Here is a 17,467-nt window from a genome sequence, read left to right as displayed (position 1 = left end):
TTGCCGCGGGGGGGGTTTTTGTGGTTGCGCGCCCCCCCAATTCCCATTTAATTTTGGTTTTTGGGGGTTTTCGGGGCCCCCGCCCCCCCCCCCCCGGGGCCCCCCCCCCCGGGGGGGGCCGGCCCCCCCGCCGGATCGTACGCGGTGGCTACTCCTTGCGGAGCATCGCGTCGACCACCCGGGCGGAGGCCTTGCCGTCGTCCAGGTCGCAGTAGGCCTCGCGGAACGCGGCGGCCCGGTCCGCGTACTTCGCCGCGACCTCGTCCACCCGGCCGAGCACCGAGAGGAGCTCCTCGGAGGTGGCCGGCATCGGGCCGGGTGCCTCGGCCTCGAAGTTCAGGCTGAAGCCGCGCAGGTTGTCCCGGTAGTGCTCCAGGTCGTGGGTGAAGAACACGATCGGCTTGCCGGTCGACGCGAAGTCGAACGCGCTCGCCGAGTAGTCGGTCACCAGGACGTCGGCGATCAGCAGCAGCTCCGCCATGTCGGGGTAGGTGCCGACGTCCCAGATGTAGCCGTTGCCGGCGCCCGGGATCTGGCCGCACATCAGGTGGTGCCGGCGCACCAGCAGCACCTGGTCGTCGCCGAGCGCGGCCCTGGCCGCCGCCAGGTCGATCCGCAGGTCGATCTGGTAGCCGCCCTGCGGCCGGCGCCGGTCCTCGCGCCAGGTCGGCGCGTAGAGCACGACCTTCTTGCCCTCGGGCAGGCCGAGCCGCTCCCGGACCTGCTCGGCGGTCTTCTCCCGGTCGGTCGCGAACAGCAGGTCGTTGCGGGGCGAACCGCTCTCCAGGATCTCGCCCTTGAAGTCGAAGGCGCGCCGCAGCACCGGGGCCGACCAGCGGTTGCCGGCCACCAGCAGGCTCCAGTTCGGGACTTCCCGGGCCAGGCTCTTGAGGTACTTGGAGTCGGTGAACCAGACCTTCTCGAAGTCGAAGCCGATCTGCTTCAGCGGGGTGCCGTGCCAGGTCTGGACGACCACCTGGTCGGGGCGGCGGACGAAGAAGTCGGGCAGGTGGGTGCTGGCCACGACGTACTTGGCGGTGGCCAGCGCCTCGTACCACTCCGGGCTGCGGTACCGGAGCGCGGTCGCGCTCTGCGGCAGCTCGGCCTGCATGTCGTCGTTGCCCCACAGGTGCTCCAGCGACAGGCCGCGGCGGACCAGCTCCTCGTGCACCGCCCGGGGCGAGCCGGAGTACGTGCCGTACTTGCCCGTGTGGTACAGCACCGTGTCGCGCACCGGCAGCCGGCGGGCGGCCGGGTAGTCCACGCTCTGCAGCTGGCGCTGGCGGTAGCCGGCCCGCTCCTCGGGCAGCAGCACCGAGTGCGACTCCAACGACAGGGCGTCGTGGTCGCGGCGCTCCAGCACTATCCGCTTGCCGCGGGACTCCACCTCGACCGGCAGGACGTCGAAGCAGTCCGGGGTCACCAGCGCGGCGGCGTCCGGCAGTTCGGGCACCGGCACGCCGACCGGGCGGAAGACGACGTTCCAGGTGCCCCGGGAGAGCGGCACCCGGCCGGCGAAGGAGGCCGTCGGCACGGCGGGCAGCGCGGTGCGGAAGCGGCCGTCGGAGATCTCCACCGGGTAGGCGTGCTCCTCCTCGCGCCACTCGTGACGGACCACCAGCTCCCAGCGGTGCGCGCCGGGCAGCGGGAACGAGCCGCTCAGCAGGAAGCCGTCGGCGCCGCGCGAGGACACCTCGTCCACCAGCGGCTGGAGCACCTGGTCGGTGAACTGGAGGTGCCCGTGGGGGGAGGGCTTGGAGTAGAGCGCCCGGCGCTCGGCGACCGGGGCCTGCGGGTTCAGCGCCAGGTGCAGCCGCTCGGGCGCGTTGCGGTCGTCCCAGGCCAGCTGGACGGTGCTGCCGTCGGCCAGCAGCAGCGCGCCGTCCCAGTGGTCGCGGCTGCGTTCGGCGGCCACCGGGTCCAGCTCGGCCCAGGCCTCGCGGACGGCGGTCAGCTCGGCGACCGGGAAGGCCGCGGTGAACGGCTGGAGCGAGCCGACCGGAGCGCCCAGCTCCAGCGGGAAGGTCAGGTGGCGGTCCGACTCGGTGTGGGTGAGCCGCAGCCGCGCCCCGGCGAAGCTCGGGCCGGAGCGGGCCGCGCCCGAGACCTCCAGCCGGTCGCCGTGGGCGGCCAGGCCGGTCACCCGGGCCTTGACCGTCTCCACCCGGAGGTAGACGAAGTTGTCCCGGATCCACGGCACGATCCGCACGTCCGGCTCGACCCAGTGCGACGGGAGGTACAGCGCGCTGTCGCTCCACCCGGCCGAGATCCGGCCCTTGTAGACCCCGCCCTTGCCCGCGCCGGCCACCAGGAGGCGCCAGTTGCCGTCCTTCCACTGGCCGCGGTGCCTCAGCTTCTTCGGGTCTATGGCCACGGTGAAGCCGGACCAGTCGCAGCTGTACAGGTCGTGGTGGCAGCTCGCGGTGGCCTCGGGGCTGTACGTCGTCCGCATCGGCACCGCGATGACCCGGCGGCCCTTGGCCTCGCGCAGCACCAGGGTGCGGACCATGTCGTGCTTGCCGGCCGCGCCCAGCTGCTCCGGGTACGCGTGCCCGGTCAGCCGGAGCTTCCCGTCCTCCCAGGTGCTGCGGTACAGCCGGCTGCGGATCACCAGCGAGTTGTCCAGCTTGAGCACCCCGGCCGGCACGCTCTTGCGCCCGCCGCGCAGGAACGGGTAGTCGGCGTACGGGCGCAGCAGGCCGCGGGCCTGGACACCGCCGCCGCTCTCGCGCTCGTACGTGATCTGCTCGACCAGCTCGTCCATCCGGCCGGACAGGGTCAGGTGGTACTTCAGCCGCAGCGGTGCGCGCAGCCGGGCGACGTGCTCGGCGCCGATCGACCGGAGCAGCCGGCCGACGTGCTGGAGGTAGGCGTCCCGGTACTCCTTGTCCCCTTCGACGAGGGACGAGAAGAACATCGGGATCTCCTCGACGAGGGTGTTCTCGTCGTAGGAGCGCAGGTACTCGGCGAAGCGCGGCTCGGTCTGCTTCGTCAGCCAGGCGCGGACCAGCTCGACCGAGGCGACCCGGTCGATCAGGCCCCTGGGGTTGGTGCGCATCTGCGTGATCGACATCTCGCCGACCTCGCGCTCGCGCCAGTGGTAGATCGGCTCGGAGAGCACGTCCACGCTCTTGGCCAGGTAGTGGTGCGGCACGCTGACCGGCGCGTCCTCGTAGAGGATGCCCTCGGGGTAGAGCAGGCCGGCCGCGTCGAAGAACGAGCGGCGGTACACCTTGTTCCACGCGGTGCGGTCGGTGACCAGCGCCGGGATCTCGGTGATGTGGGTCTTGAGCCTGGTCTCCTTGAACGGCTTCAGGTGGCCGCCGGACTGGTAGTAGCCCACGGCGCGGAAGCGCAGCACGTTGCCGGTGCAGAAGTCCGAGCCGGTCTCGTCCAGCGTGTTGATCATCAGCTCGTACGCGCTCGGCGGCATCGAGTCGTCGCTGTCCACGAAGCACAGGAACTCGGAGTCCGGGTCGATGTGCCGGATGCCGGTGTTGCGGGCCGCGCCGAGGCCCTTGTTCACCTGCCGGACCAGCCGGAACCGGGAGTCCTGGGCCGCGTACGCCTCGGCGAGCGCCGCGCTGCCGTCCTTCGAACCGTCGTCGACCATGACGCACTCGAAGTCCGTGAAGGTCTGGGCGGCGATCGAGTCGAGGCATTCGACGAGGTAGCGCTCGACGTTGTAGATCGGGACGACGATGGAGAGGCGGGGAGCCATCGGCTACGCAGGCCTTTCTCTGGAGGAGCGTGGCAGCCCGTACGGGGTCTGACCGCACTTGGATCGGTGCGTACGTGCGCCCCCGATCCTACCTCCGGGGACCTCGCCCACCCGGGGACCACTACGCTGGGTCCGTGTCCCGTTTCAGCGTGATCGTCCCCGTGTACCAGGTCCAGGACTACCTCGCCGAGTGCCTCGATTCGGTGCTCGGCCAGGACGGCCCGGACGTCGAACTGATCGCGGTGGACGACCGCTCCCCGGACGGCTGCGGCGCGATCCTGGACGGGGCCGCCGCCGCCGACGCCCGGGTCCGGGTGCTGCACCTGCCGGAGAACGTCGGCCTCGGCCGGGCCCGCAACGCCGGCCTGGAGGTCGCCACCGGGGACTACGTGGTCTTCCTCGACAGCGACGACACGCTGACCCCCGGATTGCTGAAGAGCATCGACGAGCGGCTCACCGCCACGGGTGACCCGGACATCCTGGTTTACGACTACGCCCGCACCTACGCCGACGGCCGGATCACCCGGGCCGCCTCCGCGCACGTCTTCGGCGCCGCCTCCCCGGACGTCTTCGACCTCGACGCCCGCCCCGACCTGCTCGACCTGCTCCAGGTCGTCTGGAACAAGGCCTACCGCCGTGATTTCATCACCGAGCAGCGGCTGGTCTTCCCGGCCGGCTACTACGAGGACACCCCCTGGACGTACCCGGCGCTGCTCGCCGCCGCCCGGATCACCCTGCTCGACCAGGTCGGCGTGCACTACCGCCAGCGCCAGGAGGGCGGCAACATCCTGGCCACCGCCAGCCGCAAGCACTTCGACGTGTTCGCCCAGTACGACCTGGTCTTCGCCTTCCTCGACGGCCGCCCCGACCTGGACCGCTGGCGCCCGGTCGTCTACGGCCGGATGCTGCACCACCTCAACACCGTGGTCTCCAAGCCCGGCCGGGTCCCGCCCGGCGACCGCCGCGAGTACTTCCGCCGGGCCGCCGAGCACTGCGCCCGGCTGCGCCCGGCCGGCTACCGGCCGCCGGCCGGCGTGGACGGCGTGCGCACCGAGCTGCTCAGCCACGGCCGCTACGGGGCCTACCAGGCCGTCCGGGCCCTCGCCAAGGCCCGGCGACTCGTCAAGCGCTGAGCGCGAACTGACGCCCGTTCGGGGGACGGACCGGCTATAACCGGTAGGTGGACTTCCTGACCCGCCTGCCGGTCGTCGGCCCGCTCGTGGCCCGGGTGCTGCGCAGCCGCCCGTACCGGGTGTACGAGTACTTCTCCGCCGCCCGGGGCAACCGGCTGGCCGGCGCCGTCACCTTCTTCGGCTTCCTCGCGCTCTTCCCGCTGCTCACGGTGGGCCTGGCGGTCGCCGCCGCGACGCTGAGCGACAGCCGGGTCCACGAGCTGCAGGAGCACATCTCCGACCAGCTGCCGGGGCTCTCGGACGCGCTCAACCTGCCCGCCCTGGTGGCCAACGCGGGCACCGTCGGGCTGGTCGGCGGGGCGCTGCTGCTGGTCTCCGGCCTCGGCTGGGTGGACACCATGCGCACCTCGATCCGCGACCTGTGGCAGCTGCCCCAGGAGGAGGGCAACCCGGTCCTGCGCAAGGGGTGGGACGTGGCGGTGCTGGCCGGCCTCGGCCTGGTGTCGCTGTTCTCGCTGGCCACCTCCGCCGCCGGCACCACGCTCGCCGGCCGGATCGCCGACGCGATCGGCCTCAACAGCGGGTACCTGCTGACCGCGGTCGGCGTGCTGATCGCCATAGCGTGCGACATGCTGCTCTTCGCCTACCTGCTGGCGCCCTTCCCCGGGATCACCGACCAGCGCCGGCGGGACCTGGTGCAGGCCGCGCTGATCGGCTCGGTCGGCTTCGAACTGCTGAAGCTGCTGCTCGCCTCCTACCTGGGCTCGGTCGCCGGACGGAGCCTGTACGGGGCGTTCGCCACCCCGGTGGCGCTGCTGCTGTGGATCAACTTCGTCTCCCGGCTGCTGATGTACTGCGTGGCCTGGACGGCGACGGCGGACCCGGTGGCCGCCCGGGACCGGACCAGGGCGCACGGGCGGGCGCTGCTGGAGGCGGCCGACGAGGCGGAGGCGGCGGCGGAGGCGGACGCGGTGGAGCGGGCCGCCCGGGCCGAGCAGCGGAAGAAGGAGAAGGAGCAGGAGAACGGGGAGGGCGAGGACGAGGGCGGGGGGAGGGCCCGGCCCCGGGACTGAGGCCGAGCCCTCCCACCCGTCGGCGGGTCAGCCGGCGGAGCGCCGCCGCAGCAGCACCAGCGCGCCGTACCCGGCCGCGGCCCCGGCCAGCACCACGGCCGACCAGCCGCCGAGGCCGAGCCCGCCGCGCGTGCCCATCGCCGCCGTCGGGGCGGTGGTGGCCGCGGGGTGCGGCGGCGGTGCGGGCGTGCCCTCGGCGCCGCCGGCCTGGCCGGTCGGCTCGGCGCCGGCGGGCGGGAGCTCGTCGACCAGCCTGCCGACCGGCTGGACCTTGCCCGCCGCGGCGAAGCCCCAGTCCAGCAGGGCGGCCGTCTCGTCGTACACCCGCTGGTAGCTGGCCGGGTGCATCACCGTCACCAGCAGGGTGCGGCCGTCGCGCTCGGCGGCGCCGACGAAGGTCGAGCCGGCGTTGGTGGTGGTGCCGTTCTTCACCCCGATCAGGCCGGGGTACTTGCCCAGCAGCCGGTCGGTGTTGGCGATCCCGAAGCTGCCGCGCTGGCCGGTGTTCCGGTCGACGGCGCCCGGGAACATCGCGTCCCGGGTGGCGCAGTACGTCCGGAAGTCCGCGTTGCGCAGGCCGGCCCGGGCGAACAGCGACAGGTCGTAGGCCGAGGAGACCTGGCCGTCCATGTCGTAGCCGTCCGGGGAGATCACCCTGGTGTCCCGGGCCTGGAGCGCGTCGGCGCGCGCCTGCATCTCGGTGACGGTCTGCTGGACGCCGCCGTTCATGTGCGACAGGACGTGCACCGCGTCGTTGCCGGAGCTCAGGAACACCCCGCGCCACAGGTCCTCGACCCGGTAGTCCAGGTTCTCCTTGATGCCGACCAGGCTGCTGCCGGGGCCGATCCCCTGGATCTCCTCGTCGGCCACCCGGTGCACCGCGTTGCGGTCGAACTTGGGCAGCACGGTGTCCGCGAAGAGGATCTTCAGGGTGCTCGCCGGGGGCAGCCGCAGGTGCGGGTTGCTGGCCGCCAGCACGTCGCCCGACGCCGCGTCGGAGACTATCCAGGACTGGCCGGTGAGGTCGGAGGGCAGCGGCGGGGCACCCGCCATCGGGGCGACCTGGACCCCGGGGAGCCCGAGCCGCTCGCCGCCGACCGCGGCCGACGGGGGCGGCTGCTGCGGGGTCGCGCCCGCCGGGGCGGCGAGCAGGACCGGGAGGGCCGCGGTGACCGCGGCGCACAGGCGCGCGAACGTGAGTCGGGGTGTGGGCACCAGCTGACCGTACCCACTCGGGGCTCCCGCTGCCCTCCCCCCGGAGCCCGTCCTCCGCAGGAGGGGCCCGCCGTACGCCGATCGGCGGCCCGCGCATACTGGGGACGCACACCGCCTTCACAAGCCGAGGACCCCCATGAAGCTCAGCCGTCGCACCTCCTGGTTCCTGACCGCCTTCGGGGTCTGGTCGATCATCATCTGGACGACCTTCGTGAAGAACCTCTGGAAGGACTCCGGCGGCCAGGCCTTCACCAACGGCGACCACTCCCAGCCCACCGCCTTCTTCTGGGTCCACCTCCTCCTCGCCGTCACCTCCTTCGCCCTCGGCATCGCGGTCGGCGCCATCGGCCTGCGCGGCCTGCGCGCCACCCGCCGCACCCCGGCCACCGACTGACCCGGAGGACGGCAACGCGAAGGCCCCCGCCCGATCCGAGGATCGGGCGGGGGCCTCCGGTGTGGCGGGTGGGATCAGAAGCGGCGGGTCACCAGGGCCCGCTTCACTTCCTGGATCGCCTTGGTGACCTCGATGCCGCGCGGGCAGGCCTCCGAGCAGTTGAAGGTGGTGCGGCAGCGCCACACGCCCTCACGGTCGTTGAGGATCTCCAGGCGCTGCTCGGCACCCTCGTCGCGCGAGTCGAAGATGAAGCGGTGCGCGTTGACGATGGCGGCCGGGCCGAAGTACTGGCCGTCGTTCCAGAACACCGGGCAGGACGACGTGCACGCGGCGCACAGGATGCACTTGGTGGTGTCGTCGAAGCGCTCGCGGTCCTCGGCGGACTGCAGGCGCTCGCGGGTCGGCTCGTTCCCCTTGGTGATGAGGAACGGCATGACGTCCTTGTACGCCTGGAAGAACGGGTCCATGTCCACGACCAGGTCCTTGAGGACCGTGAGGCCCTTGATGGCCTCGATCGTGATCGGCTTCTCCGGGTTGACGTCCTTGATCAGGGTCTTGCACGCCAGCCGGTTGCGGCCGTTGATCCGCATGGCGTCGGAGCCGCAGATGCCGTGGGCGCAGGAACGGCGGTAGGTGAGGGTGCCGTCCTGCTCCCACTTGATCTTGTTGAGCGCGTCGAGGATGCGCTCCTTCGGGTCCATCGTCAGCTGGTAGTCGACCCACACCGGGTCCGGGTGCTCCTCCGGGTTGAACCGGCGGATCCGGACGGTGACGGTGATCGGCTGGACGGCACCGGCTTCGACCGCGTCCAGAGCGGCCGAGTGCTTCTCCACGGTCGGAGTGCTCATCAGTACTTACGCTCCATCGGCTGGTAGCGGGTCGTGACGACCGGCTTGTAGTCGAGGCGGATGGAGGTGCTGCCGTCGGCGGCGACCTCCTGGTACGCCATGGTGTGCTGCATGAACTTCACGTCGTCACGGGTCGGGAAGTCCTCGCGGTAGTGGCCGCCGCGGGACTCCTCGCGGGCCAGCGCGGAGACGGCCAGCACCTCGGCCAGGTCGAGCAGGTTGCCCAGCTCGACGGCCTCCAGGAGGTCCGTGTTGTAGCGGAAGCCCTTGTCCTGGATGGAGACGTTCTTGTAGCGCTCCTTCAGCGCGGCGATGTCCTCGACCGCCTGCTTCAGGGTGGCGCCGGTGCGGTACACCATGGCGTTGGTGTCCATGGTCTCCTGCAGCTCCTTGCGGATCTGCCCCACGGACTCGGTGCCGGTGCCCTCGCGCAGGCCGTCGACCAGGGCCTGGACCTTCTCGGCCGGGTTCTCGGGCAGCTCGACGAAGCCGTTCGCGTTGGCGTAGTCGGCGGCGGCGATGCCCGCGCGACGGCCGAACACGTTGATGTCCAGCAGCGAGTTGGTGCCCAGGCGGTTGGCGCCGTGCACGGACACGCAGGCGACCTCGCCGGCCGCGTACAGGCCCGGGACGATGTCGGTGTTGTTGCGCAGGACCTCACCCTCGACGTTGGTCGGGATGCCGCCCATGGCGTAGTGCGCGGTGGGCTGGATCGGGATCGGGTCCGTGTAGGGCTCGATGCCGAGGTAGGTGCGCGCGAACTCGGTGATGTCCGGCAGCTTGGCGTCCAGCTGCTCCGGCGGCAGGTGGGTCAGGTCCAGGTAGACGTGGTCGCCGTCCGGACCGCAGCCGCGGCCTTCGCGGATCTCGGTGTAGATCGCGCGGGAGCAGACGTCACGGGACGCGAGGTCCTTCATGACGGGGGCGTAGCGCTCCATGAAGCGCTCGCCGTCCTTGTTGCGCAGGATGCCGCCCTCGCCGCGGGCGCCCTCGGTGAGCAGGATGCCCATGCGCCAGATGCCCGTCGGGTGGAACTGGAAGAACTCCATGTCCTCCAGCGGCAGGCCGCGGCGGTAGACCAGGGCCTGGCCGTCACCGGTGAGGGTGTGGGCGTTGGAGGAGACCTTGAAGAACTTGCCGGTGCCGCCGGAGGCGAACACGACCGACTTGGCCTGGAAGACGTGGATCTCGCCGGTGGCCAGCTCGTACGCGACGACGCCGGCCGTCTTGCCCTCGTTGATCAGCAGGTCGAGGACGTAGTACTCGTTGAAGAACTCGACGCCGTGCTTGACGCAGTTCTGGAACAGCGTCTGGAGGATCATGTGGCCGGTGCGGTCGGCCGCGTAGCACGAGCGGCGGACCGGGGCCTCGCCGTGGTTGCGGGAGTGGCCGCCGAAGCGGCGCTGGTCGATCCGGCCCTGCTCGGTGCGGGAGAAGGGCAGACCCATCTTCTCCAGGTCGAGGACGGCGTCGATGGCCTCCTTGCACATGATCTCGGCGGCGTCCTGGTCGACCAGGTAGTCACCACCCTTGACCGTGTCGAAGGTGTGCCACTCCCAGTTGTCCTCCTCGACGTTGGCCAGGGCGGCGCACATGCCGCCCTGGGCCGCGCCGGTGTGGGACCGGGTCGGGTAGAGCTTGGTCAGGACGGCGGTGCGGCTGCGCTGCGTCGACTCGATGGCCGCGCGCATGCCGGCGCCGCCGGCGCCGACGATGACGGTGTCGTACTGGTGAATCTGCATGGGGGGTTAACTCGCCTCTGGCCTCTGCCGATGGTCGATGGTGCTCGCGGCTCAGATGTTGGGGTCGAAGGTGAAGATCACCAGGGTGCCGAGCAGCACGGTGAAGACCGTGGCGGTACCCATGAGCCCCTTGAGCCAGAGCCGGGTCGAGTCCTTCTCGGCATAGTCGTTGATGACCTGACGCATGCCGTTGGCGCCGTGCAGCATGGCGAGCCAGAGCATCAGGAGGTCCCAGCCCTGCCAGAACGGCGAGGCCCAGCGGCCGGCCACGAAGGCGAAGCCGATCTTGGAGACGCCGCCGTCGAGCACCAGCATGATCAGCAGGTGGCCGAGGATCAGCACGACCAGAACGACACCGGACAGGCGCATGAAGAGCCAGGCCAGCATCTCGAAGTTGGTGCGGGTGCGACGCGGGGTCTTCGTGGTCCGCTTGCGCGGAGGCTCGATGACGAACGCGTCGGCCGGGTTGCCGGTGCCCAGTCCCTTGCCGGTGTGCGCCTGCTTCGAGGGGACGACGATGGCGTCGGAGTATTCCGTGGACATGTCTCGGCTCACTTCCCGAACCAGGAGATCAGCGTGTGCTGGAGGATCCCGTAGAAGGAACCGGCCATCAGGACGACCCAGACGCCGACGACGCTCCAGAGCATCTGCTTCTGGTACTTCGGGCCCTTCGACCAGAAGTCCACTGCGACGACGCGCAGGCCGTTCAGGGCGTGGAACAGGATGGCGGCCACCAGGCCGTACTCCATCAGGTTCACGAGCGGAGTCTTGTACGTCTGGATGACGGTGTCGTAGGACTCCGGCGACACTCGCACGAGGGCGGTGTCGAGGACGTGGGCGAACAGGAAGAAGAAGATGAGGACGCCGGTGACTCGATGAGCCACCCAGCTCCACATGCCTTCCCGGCCGCGGTACAGCGTTCCAGCCGGCACGGAAAAACCCTCCGGAAGCGATTGGGGGCTCGGCCGGCTTCGGTGTCGGTCAGCCCGGCCGGGTACGGTCCACCGGCCGCCAGCATCCTATCGACGCCTTGTCGTGAACCGCCTCCGGGGGCCCCAGGTGTGATCAATCAGGCACTTCTGGCCTAGTGGGGCGGGAACCAAACCCGGAGTCATCACGATGGGTGACGGCAAGCTCGCGCCCCGCGTCGGTGGGCGCGGGGCGCGGCGGTCGGATCCGGTGGCGGGGTCGGTTCACTCGTCCGGGCGGTTTCGTGATCGTTGTCACCCGGCAGGGTGAAGAGGGGGCGTGATGCGGGCTCAGCGCGCCGCGGTCTCCGGGTGGGCGGCGACCAGGTGCTCCAGTCGGGTGAGGGCGATCCGGCGGAGTTCGTCGGACGCGATCAGCCGCTCCTCGTCCGGGTCGTTGGCGAGGCGGGTGCGGATCGAGGAGAGCACGGTGTCGAGCATCTCCTCCGGGGCGACCCCTTCCAGGCAGACCACGAAGACGTGGCCGAAACGGGCCTCGTACGCGGCGTGCGCCGCCCGCAGCGCGGTGTGGGCGGCCTGGCTGCCGGGAGCCCGCATGCCGAGCAGGGGCTGCGGCATCCAGCTCTCGTCCGCCAGGGCCTCGGTGAGGTCGGCCGGTCGGAGGTCGTAGGAGGCCTCGCTGGCGGCGGCCAGCAGGGACTCGATGTCGGGGTAGGGCCGGTGCGCGGTCAGGCGCAGGGCCCAGCGGTGGCTGCCGCAGCAGGCCAGGAGGGCCTCCTCGGCGGCGCCGGCGTCGGCTTCGTTGAAGCGGTGCAGCCCGAGGAGGGTCGGCTCTGTTCTGACGTCGAGCCGCTGTGACGGGATGTCGCTGGCCAGCGGGTCCTCCTCGTGAGGGCGGGAAGGTGCCGGTGGAACGGGGTGGTGCGCAGGTGGGATGGGGGCTGCCGAGGGGCGCGCGAGCGCCGGTCGTTCAGCGCCTCAAAGGTAGTTGAGCGGTCATCAGTTGGGGAGGGCGCGCGCCGAATTCATCCGGACGAGCTATCAAGTTGTGACGTTGACACCTGCACGTCAGCGCCCTCCCCGCCCGTTCCCGGGCTCAGTCGCGGTGGACCTTGTGGTTGGCGGCCTGCGCCCTCGGCCGGACCACCAGCAGGTCGATGTTCACGTGCGAGGGCCGGGTGACCGCCCACGCCACGGTGTCCGCGATGTCCTCCGAGGTGAGCGGTTCGGCCACGCCCGCGTACACCGCGGCGGCCTTCTCCTCGTCGCCGCGGAAGCGGGTGACCGCGAAGCCCTCGGACTTCACCATGCCGGGGGCGATCTCGATCACCCGGATCGGCTCCCCGCACAGCTCCAGCCGCAGCGTGGCGGCGATGGTGTGCGCGGCGTGCTTGGCGGCGACATACCCGCCGCCGCCCTCGTACGCGGCCAGCGCGGCGGTCGAGGAGAGCACCAGGACCGTGCCGTCGCCGGTCGCCCGCAGGGCCGGCAGCAGGGCCTGGGTCACCTGCAGCACGCCGAGCACGTTCACCTCGTACATGGCCCGCCAGTCGGCCGGGTCGCCGTGCTCGACGGTCTCGGCGCCGATCGCGCCGCCGGCGTTGTTCACCAGGACGTCCACCCGGCCGACGGCGGCCGCGAAGGCGTCCACCGCGGCCCGGTCGGTGACGTCCAGGGTGACGGCCCGGGCGGAGCCGCCCCGGTCGGCGATCTCCTTGGCCAGCGCCTCGACGCGCTCGGTGCGGCGGGCGGTCAGCACCACGTCGAAGCCCTCGGCGGCCAGCCGGCGGGCGGTCGCCGCGCCGATTCCGCTGCTGGCACCGGTGACCACGGCCACCTTCTGCTCGGTCATTGCCACTCCCTGGGGCTCATCGGTCGTTCACCCGATCATCTCAACCGCACCGGCGCTCCGGCGGGCCGGTCGCCTCCCGCACGGCGGGGAGCCCGATAGTGCGAGGACCCCGTTCCCCCAGCCCCGGAGGGCCCCCATGGCAGCCGAGCCGCGCCGCGCCGAGTCCGGCTTCGAGATCGAGCCGGTGTACGGCCCCGGGTCGCCGGCCGGCTGGGACGCCGACGCCCGGCTGGGCCGGCCGGGGGAGTACCCCTTCACCCGGGGCGTCTACCCGACGATGTACACCGGCCGCCCGTGGACGATGCGCCAGTACGCGGGCTTCGGCACCGCCGCCGAGTCCAACGCCCGCTACCGGCAGCTGATCGCGGGCGGCGGCACCGGCCTCTCGGTCGCCTTCGACCTGCCCACCCAGATGGGCTACGACTCGGACGCGCCGCTCGCCGCCGGGGAGGTCGGCCGGGTGGGCGTCGCCGTGGACAGCGTCGAGGACATGGCGGTGCTGTTCGACGGCATCCCGCTCGGCGGGGTGTCCACCTCGATGACCGTCAACGCGCCCGCCGCGCTGCTCCTGCTCCTCTACCAACTGGTCGGCGAGGCCCAGGGGGTGGCGCCGTCGGCGCTCACCGGGACGGTCCAGAACGACGTGCTGAAGGAGTACATCGCCCGCGGCACCTACATCTTCCCGCCGGAGCCCTCGCTGCGGCTGGCCGCCGACGTGTTCCGCTACTGCCGGGCCGAGGTCCCGCGCTGGAACACCATCTCGATCTCCGGCTACCACATGGCCGAGGCCGGGGCCGATCCCGCGCAGGAGGTCGCCTTCACCCTGGCCAACGGCATCGCCTACGTCCGTACCGCGCTCGCCGCCGGGATGGCCGTGGACGACTTCGCCCCCCGGCTCTCGTTCTTCTTCGTGGCCCGCACGACCCTGTTGGAGGAAGTGGCCAAGTTCCGCGCCGCACGCAGGATTTGGGCCAGAATCATGCGGGACGGATTCGGCGCCCGGGACCCGCGCTCGCAGATGCTGCGCTTCCACACCCAGACCGCGGGGGTGCAGCTCACCGCCCAGCAGCCCGAGGTCAACCTGGCCAGGGTCACCGTCCAGGCGCTCGCCGCGGTGCTCGGCGGCACCCAGTCGCTGCACACCAACGGCTTCGACGAGGCGATCGCGCTGCCCACCGAGAAGGCCGCCCGGCTCGCCCTGCGCACCCAGCAGGTGCTCGCGTACGAGACCGACGTGACGGCCACCGTCGACCCGTTCGCCGGCTCCTACGCCGTCGAGTCGCTCACCGACGGGGTGGAGGCCGCCGCGCGGGCGCTGATGGACCGGATCGAGGAGCAGGGCGGCGCGGTGGCCGCGATCGAACGCGGCTACCAGAAGGGCGAGATCGAGCGCACCGCCTACCGGCTCCAGCAGGAGACCGACTCCGGGGAGCGGACCGTGGTCGGGGTCAACCGCTTCCGGTCGGACACGGAGGAGCCGTACCAGCCGCTGCGGGTGGACCCGGCGATCGAGGAGCGGCAGGCGCGGCGGCTGGCCCGGCTGCGGGCCGAGCGCTCGGCCGGCGCCGTCACCCGGGCGCTGGACGGGCTGCGCCGCACCGCCGAGGGGACGGGGAACGTGCTGTACCCGATGAAGGAGGCGCTGGCCGCCCGGGCCACCGTCGGCGAGGTGTGCGACGCGCTGCGCGGGGTGTGGGGGACGTACGCCCCGGTGGAGCGCTTCTGACCGCCAGCTGAACTGCCGTCAACCCGCCGGTGCCGTCAGGGGGGTTGACGGCCGTGACCGCCGGCCCGGGGGATCGTTGCACAGGGCACGCAACCCGGGGAAGGCGGCTGAAACAAGATGTCATACCCACGTGTCCGGCCGGTATGCGCCCATCCGGGGACTAGTTTTCCGGAAGTCGGGCCAAATCCCCCCAACAGGCCTACGATTGGCGAGATGAACCGTCCTGAGCCCGCTCAGTCGGGCGCCACTCTGGCCGCCGTACGCCCCGCCGCCGATCTGCGCGACCGGGTCCGGGCGCTGGAGCCCGAGCTGATCGCCTTCCGTCGTGATCTGCACCGGCACCCGGAGCTGGGCCGCCAGGAGTTCCGAACCACCGGGCTGCTGCGCGACCGTCTGGTGGCCGCCGGCCTCGAACCCCGGGTGCTGCCCGGCGGCACCGGCATGCTCGTCGACATCGTCCCGCCCGGCACCACGCCGGGGACGGAGTTCCTGGCCTTCCGCGCCGACATCGACGCGCTGCCGATCGACGACGCCAAGACCGATGTGCCGTACCGCTCCACCGTCCCCGGCCGGGCCCACGCCTGCGGCCACGACGTGCACACCTCGGTGGTGCTCGGCACCGGCCTGGTGCTGGCGGAGGCCGTCCGCACCGGCGAGCTGCGCCGGCCCGTCCGGCTGGTGTTCCAGCCCGCCGAGGAGGTCATGCCGGGCGGCGCGCTGGACGTGATCAAGGCCGGCGGGATGGCGGGCGTCGGGCGGATCTTCGCGGTGCACTGCGACCCCAAGGTGGAGGTCGGCCGGATCGCGCTGCGGGTCGGGGCGATCACCTCGGCCTGCGACCGCCTGGTGCTCCACCTGGACGGCCCCGGCGGGCACACCGCCCGTCCGCACCTGACCACCGATCTGGTCACCGCGGTCGCCAGGATGGCCGCCGACCTCCCGGGCGCGCTGGCCCGCCGGATGGACCCGCGCTGGGGCGTCAGCCTGGTCTGGGGGCGGATCGCCTCCGGCTCCGCGCCCAACGTCATCCCGCAGCACGCCGAACTGGAGGGCACCGTCCGCTGCCTGGAGCTGGACGGCTGGCGCGAGGCGCCGGACCTGCTGCACGAGCTGATCGCCAAGGTGTCCGAGACCTACCGGGCCAAGTGGACGCTGGACTACCACCGCGGGGTGCCGCCGGTGGTCAACGAGGCGGTCTCGGTCGCGCGGTTGGACGAGGCGATGAACGCCCGCTTCGGCGCGGACGGGGCCCAGGTGGTCGAGGGAACCGAGCAGAGCCTGGGCGGCGAGGACTTCTCCTGGTACCTGGAGCACGCCCCGGGCGCGCTGGCCCGGCTCGGTGTCCGGGCGCCCGGCGACGCCACCGTCCGGGACCTCCACCAGGGCCGGTTCGACGTGGACGAGCGGGCGATCGGCATCGGGGTGGAGCTGTTCTCGGCGCTGGCCCTGGAGGCGGACGGCAGCTGACGGCGGGCCGGGCGCGGCGGGGCGGGGTGACGGCTCCGGGGGCGGCGCGGGTGAAGCGGAACGGTCGGATCCGGGGGGTCCGGAACGGTTCCGTAAACTGGGCCGCACCGACCTCGGATCACCGTCCGCGCATGGGATAGAGCCTCAGGAAGAACATCAGACCACGGTTTGATAACAACCCGAACGCTCTGGCACCCCGTAACACAACCGTGTTCTACGCGCGTTACGGTGGCGACCGACCACGCCAAACGGTTGCGTGTAGAAGGAGATATCCCCTTGCGCCGTTCAATGAAGCTCGCCGCGGTTGTGCTCTCGGGTTCCCTGGGCATGGCCTCGCTCGCCGCTTGCGGCGCAAAGAGCACCGACAACTCCTCCTCCGCCGGCTCGGGCGACGGTTCGCTCAAGGTCGGCATGGCCTACGACATCGGCGGCCGCGGCGACCAGTCGTTCAACGACTCCGCCGCCCGTGGCCTCGACAAGGCCAAGTCCGAGCTGGGCGTCTCCGTGACCGAGGCCGAGGCCAAGCAGGGCGAGGCCGAGGCCGACAAGGAGACCCGTCTCAAGAACCTGATCGACGCGGGCTACAAGACGATCGTCGCGGTCGGCTTCGTCTACCAGCCGGCCGTCAACAAGGTCGCCAAGGACAACCCGAACGTGAAGTTCGCGATCATCGACTCGAACGACAAGGACCAGCCGGCCAACGTCACCTCGCTGCTCTTCGCCGAGCAGGAGGGTTCGTACCTGGCCGGTGTCGCCGCCGCGAACAAGTCGAAGGCCAAGCACGTCGGCTTCATCGGCGGTGTGCAGTCCGAGCTGATCAAGAAGTTCGAGGCCGGTTACAAGGCGGGTGTGAAGTCCGTCGACCCGAACATCACGGTCGAGACCACCTACCTGAGCACCCCGCCGGACTTCACCGGCTTCGCCTCGCCCGACAAGGGCAAGGAGTCCGCCCAGGGCCAGCTCGACAAGGGCGCGGACGTCATCTACACCGCCGCCGGCTCCTCCGGCAACGGCGCCATCGAGGCCGTCGCCAACAAGCAGGGCGCCTGGGCCATCGGTGTCGACTCCGACCAGGCCAGCCAGCCGGCCCTGGCGAAGTACAAGAACAGCATCCTGACCTCGATGGTCAAGAACGTCGACACCGCGGTGTTCTCGTACGTCCAGTCGGTCAAGCAGGGCCAGACCCCGACCGGCATCAAGCTGTTCGACCTGAAGGCCGACGGCGTCTCGCTCGCCACCACCGGCGGCAAGATCGACGACATCCAGGACAAGCTGAAGGCCGCCGCCGACGCGATCAAGTCCGGCGCCACCACGATCCCGACCGCGCCGGCCGGCCAGTAAGGCCCGCGCGTCCCGGACGCCGCAGC

14 protein-coding genes are annotated in these 17,467 nt (G+C 71.5%); 6 read left to right on the top strand and 8 right to left on the bottom strand.

Annotated elements, in window-relative coordinates:
* Positions 1 to 148 precede the first annotated feature (148 nt).
* The gene (locus ACFY4B_RS33510) at positions 149 to 3,721 is read right to left on the bottom strand and encodes a CDP-glycerol glycerophosphotransferase family protein (RefSeq protein WP_387974255.1); all 3,573 of its coding nucleotides are present in this window, start codon (positions 3,719 to 3,721) and stop codon (positions 149 to 151) included.
* 134 nt (positions 3,722 to 3,855) lie between these two features.
* On the opposite strand from ACFY4B_RS33510, the gene ACFY4B_RS33505 reads away from it, so the two are divergent.
* Positions 3,856 to 4,854 (top strand): glycosyltransferase family 2 protein, encoded by a 999-nt coding sequence (locus ACFY4B_RS33505; protein WP_117488177.1) that lies wholly within the window; start codon positions 3,856 to 3,858, stop codon positions 4,852 to 4,854.
* 47 nt (positions 4,855 to 4,901) lie between these two features.
* A complete protein-coding gene (locus ACFY4B_RS33500) occupies positions 4,902 to 5,927 on the top strand; it encodes a YihY/virulence factor BrkB family protein (protein WP_387974252.1) in 1,026 nt (341 codons plus the stop codon).
* 27 nt (positions 5,928 to 5,954) lie between these two features.
* Here ACFY4B_RS33500 and ACFY4B_RS33495 read toward each other — a convergent pair whose 3' ends face one another.
* Entirely contained in the window at positions 5,955 to 7,142 is a 1,188-nt protein-coding gene (locus tag ACFY4B_RS33495; protein ID WP_375877440.1) for a D-alanyl-D-alanine carboxypeptidase family protein, read from the bottom strand.
* A gap of 136 nt (positions 7,143 to 7,278) precedes the next feature.
* Here ACFY4B_RS33495 and ACFY4B_RS33490 point away from each other — a divergent pair, with 136 nt between their 5' ends.
* Positions 7,279 to 7,536: an SCO4848 family membrane protein gene (locus ACFY4B_RS33490; RefSeq protein ID WP_049649180.1), complete on the top strand. Its 258-nt coding sequence runs from the start codon at positions 7,279 to 7,281 to the stop codon at positions 7,534 to 7,536.
* 74 nt (positions 7,537 to 7,610) lie between these two features.
* Here ACFY4B_RS33490 and ACFY4B_RS33485 read toward each other — a convergent pair whose 3' ends face one another.
* The 6 genes from ACFY4B_RS33485 to ACFY4B_RS33460 all read right to left on the bottom strand — a co-directional run bounded on the left by ACFY4B_RS33485 (position 7,611) and on the right by ACFY4B_RS33460 (position 12,907).
* Positions 7,611 to 8,384, bottom strand: a complete 774-nt coding sequence (locus ACFY4B_RS33485; RefSeq protein ID WP_049649181.1) for a succinate dehydrogenase iron-sulfur subunit — start codon at positions 8,382 to 8,384, stop codon at positions 7,611 to 7,613.
* Entirely contained in the window at positions 8,384 to 10,126 is a 1,743-nt protein-coding gene (sdhA, locus tag ACFY4B_RS33480; RefSeq protein WP_049649182.1) for a succinate dehydrogenase flavoprotein subunit, read from the bottom strand. Before sdhA ends, ACFY4B_RS33485 begins: the two co-directional genes overlap by 1 nt.
* Positions 10,127 to 10,177: 51 nt before the next feature.
* Entirely contained in the window at positions 10,178 to 10,669 is a 492-nt protein-coding gene (sdhD, locus tag ACFY4B_RS33475; RefSeq protein ID WP_049649183.1) for a succinate dehydrogenase, hydrophobic membrane anchor protein, read from the bottom strand.
* 8 nt (positions 10,670 to 10,677) lie between these two features.
* Entirely contained in the window at positions 10,678 to 11,058 is a 381-nt protein-coding gene (gene sdhC, locus ACFY4B_RS33470) for a succinate dehydrogenase, cytochrome b556 subunit (protein ID WP_074003919.1), read from the bottom strand.
* Positions 11,059 to 11,385: 327 nt separating this feature from the next.
* Positions 11,386 to 11,871 (bottom strand): 2-oxo-4-hydroxy-4-carboxy-5-ureidoimidazoline decarboxylase, encoded by a 486-nt coding sequence (locus ACFY4B_RS33465; RefSeq protein WP_387974270.1) that lies wholly within the window; start codon positions 11,869 to 11,871, stop codon positions 11,386 to 11,388.
* Positions 11,872 to 12,151: 280 nt separating this feature from the next.
* On the bottom strand, positions 12,152 to 12,907 hold the full coding sequence (locus ACFY4B_RS33460; RefSeq protein WP_387830571.1) for an SDR family oxidoreductase: 756 nt from the start codon (positions 12,905 to 12,907) through the stop codon (positions 12,152 to 12,154).
* A 136-nt stretch (positions 12,908 to 13,043) separates the two neighbouring features.
* On the opposite strand from ACFY4B_RS33460, the gene ACFY4B_RS33455 reads away from it, so the two are divergent.
* The 3 genes from ACFY4B_RS33455 to ACFY4B_RS33445 all read left to right on the top strand — a co-directional run bounded on the left by ACFY4B_RS33455 (position 13,044) and on the right by ACFY4B_RS33445 (position 17,441).
* A complete protein-coding gene (locus tag ACFY4B_RS33455) occupies positions 13,044 to 14,633 on the top strand; it encodes a methylmalonyl-CoA mutase (protein WP_387974249.1) in 1,590 nt (529 codons plus the stop codon).
* A 213-nt stretch (positions 14,634 to 14,846) separates the two neighbouring features.
* On the top strand, positions 14,847 to 16,100 hold the full coding sequence (locus tag ACFY4B_RS33450; RefSeq protein ID WP_079272373.1) for an amidohydrolase: 1,254 nt from the start codon (positions 14,847 to 14,849) through the stop codon (positions 16,098 to 16,100).
* A gap of 276 nt (positions 16,101 to 16,376) precedes the next feature.
* Positions 16,377 to 17,441, top strand: a complete 1,065-nt coding sequence (locus ACFY4B_RS33445; protein ID WP_074003916.1) for a BMP family protein — start codon at positions 16,377 to 16,379, stop codon at positions 17,439 to 17,441.
* Positions 17,442 to 17,467: the final 26 nt, after the last annotated feature.

Origin of the sequence: Kitasatospora sp. NPDC001261, from assembly GCF_042896795.1 — a bacterium.
Taxonomy (GTDB): domain Bacteria; phylum Actinomycetota; class Actinomycetes; order Streptomycetales; family Streptomycetaceae; genus Kitasatospora.
The sequence above is the reverse complement of the archived record's forward strand: the minus strand, read 5'-3'. Positions and strand labels throughout refer to the sequence as shown.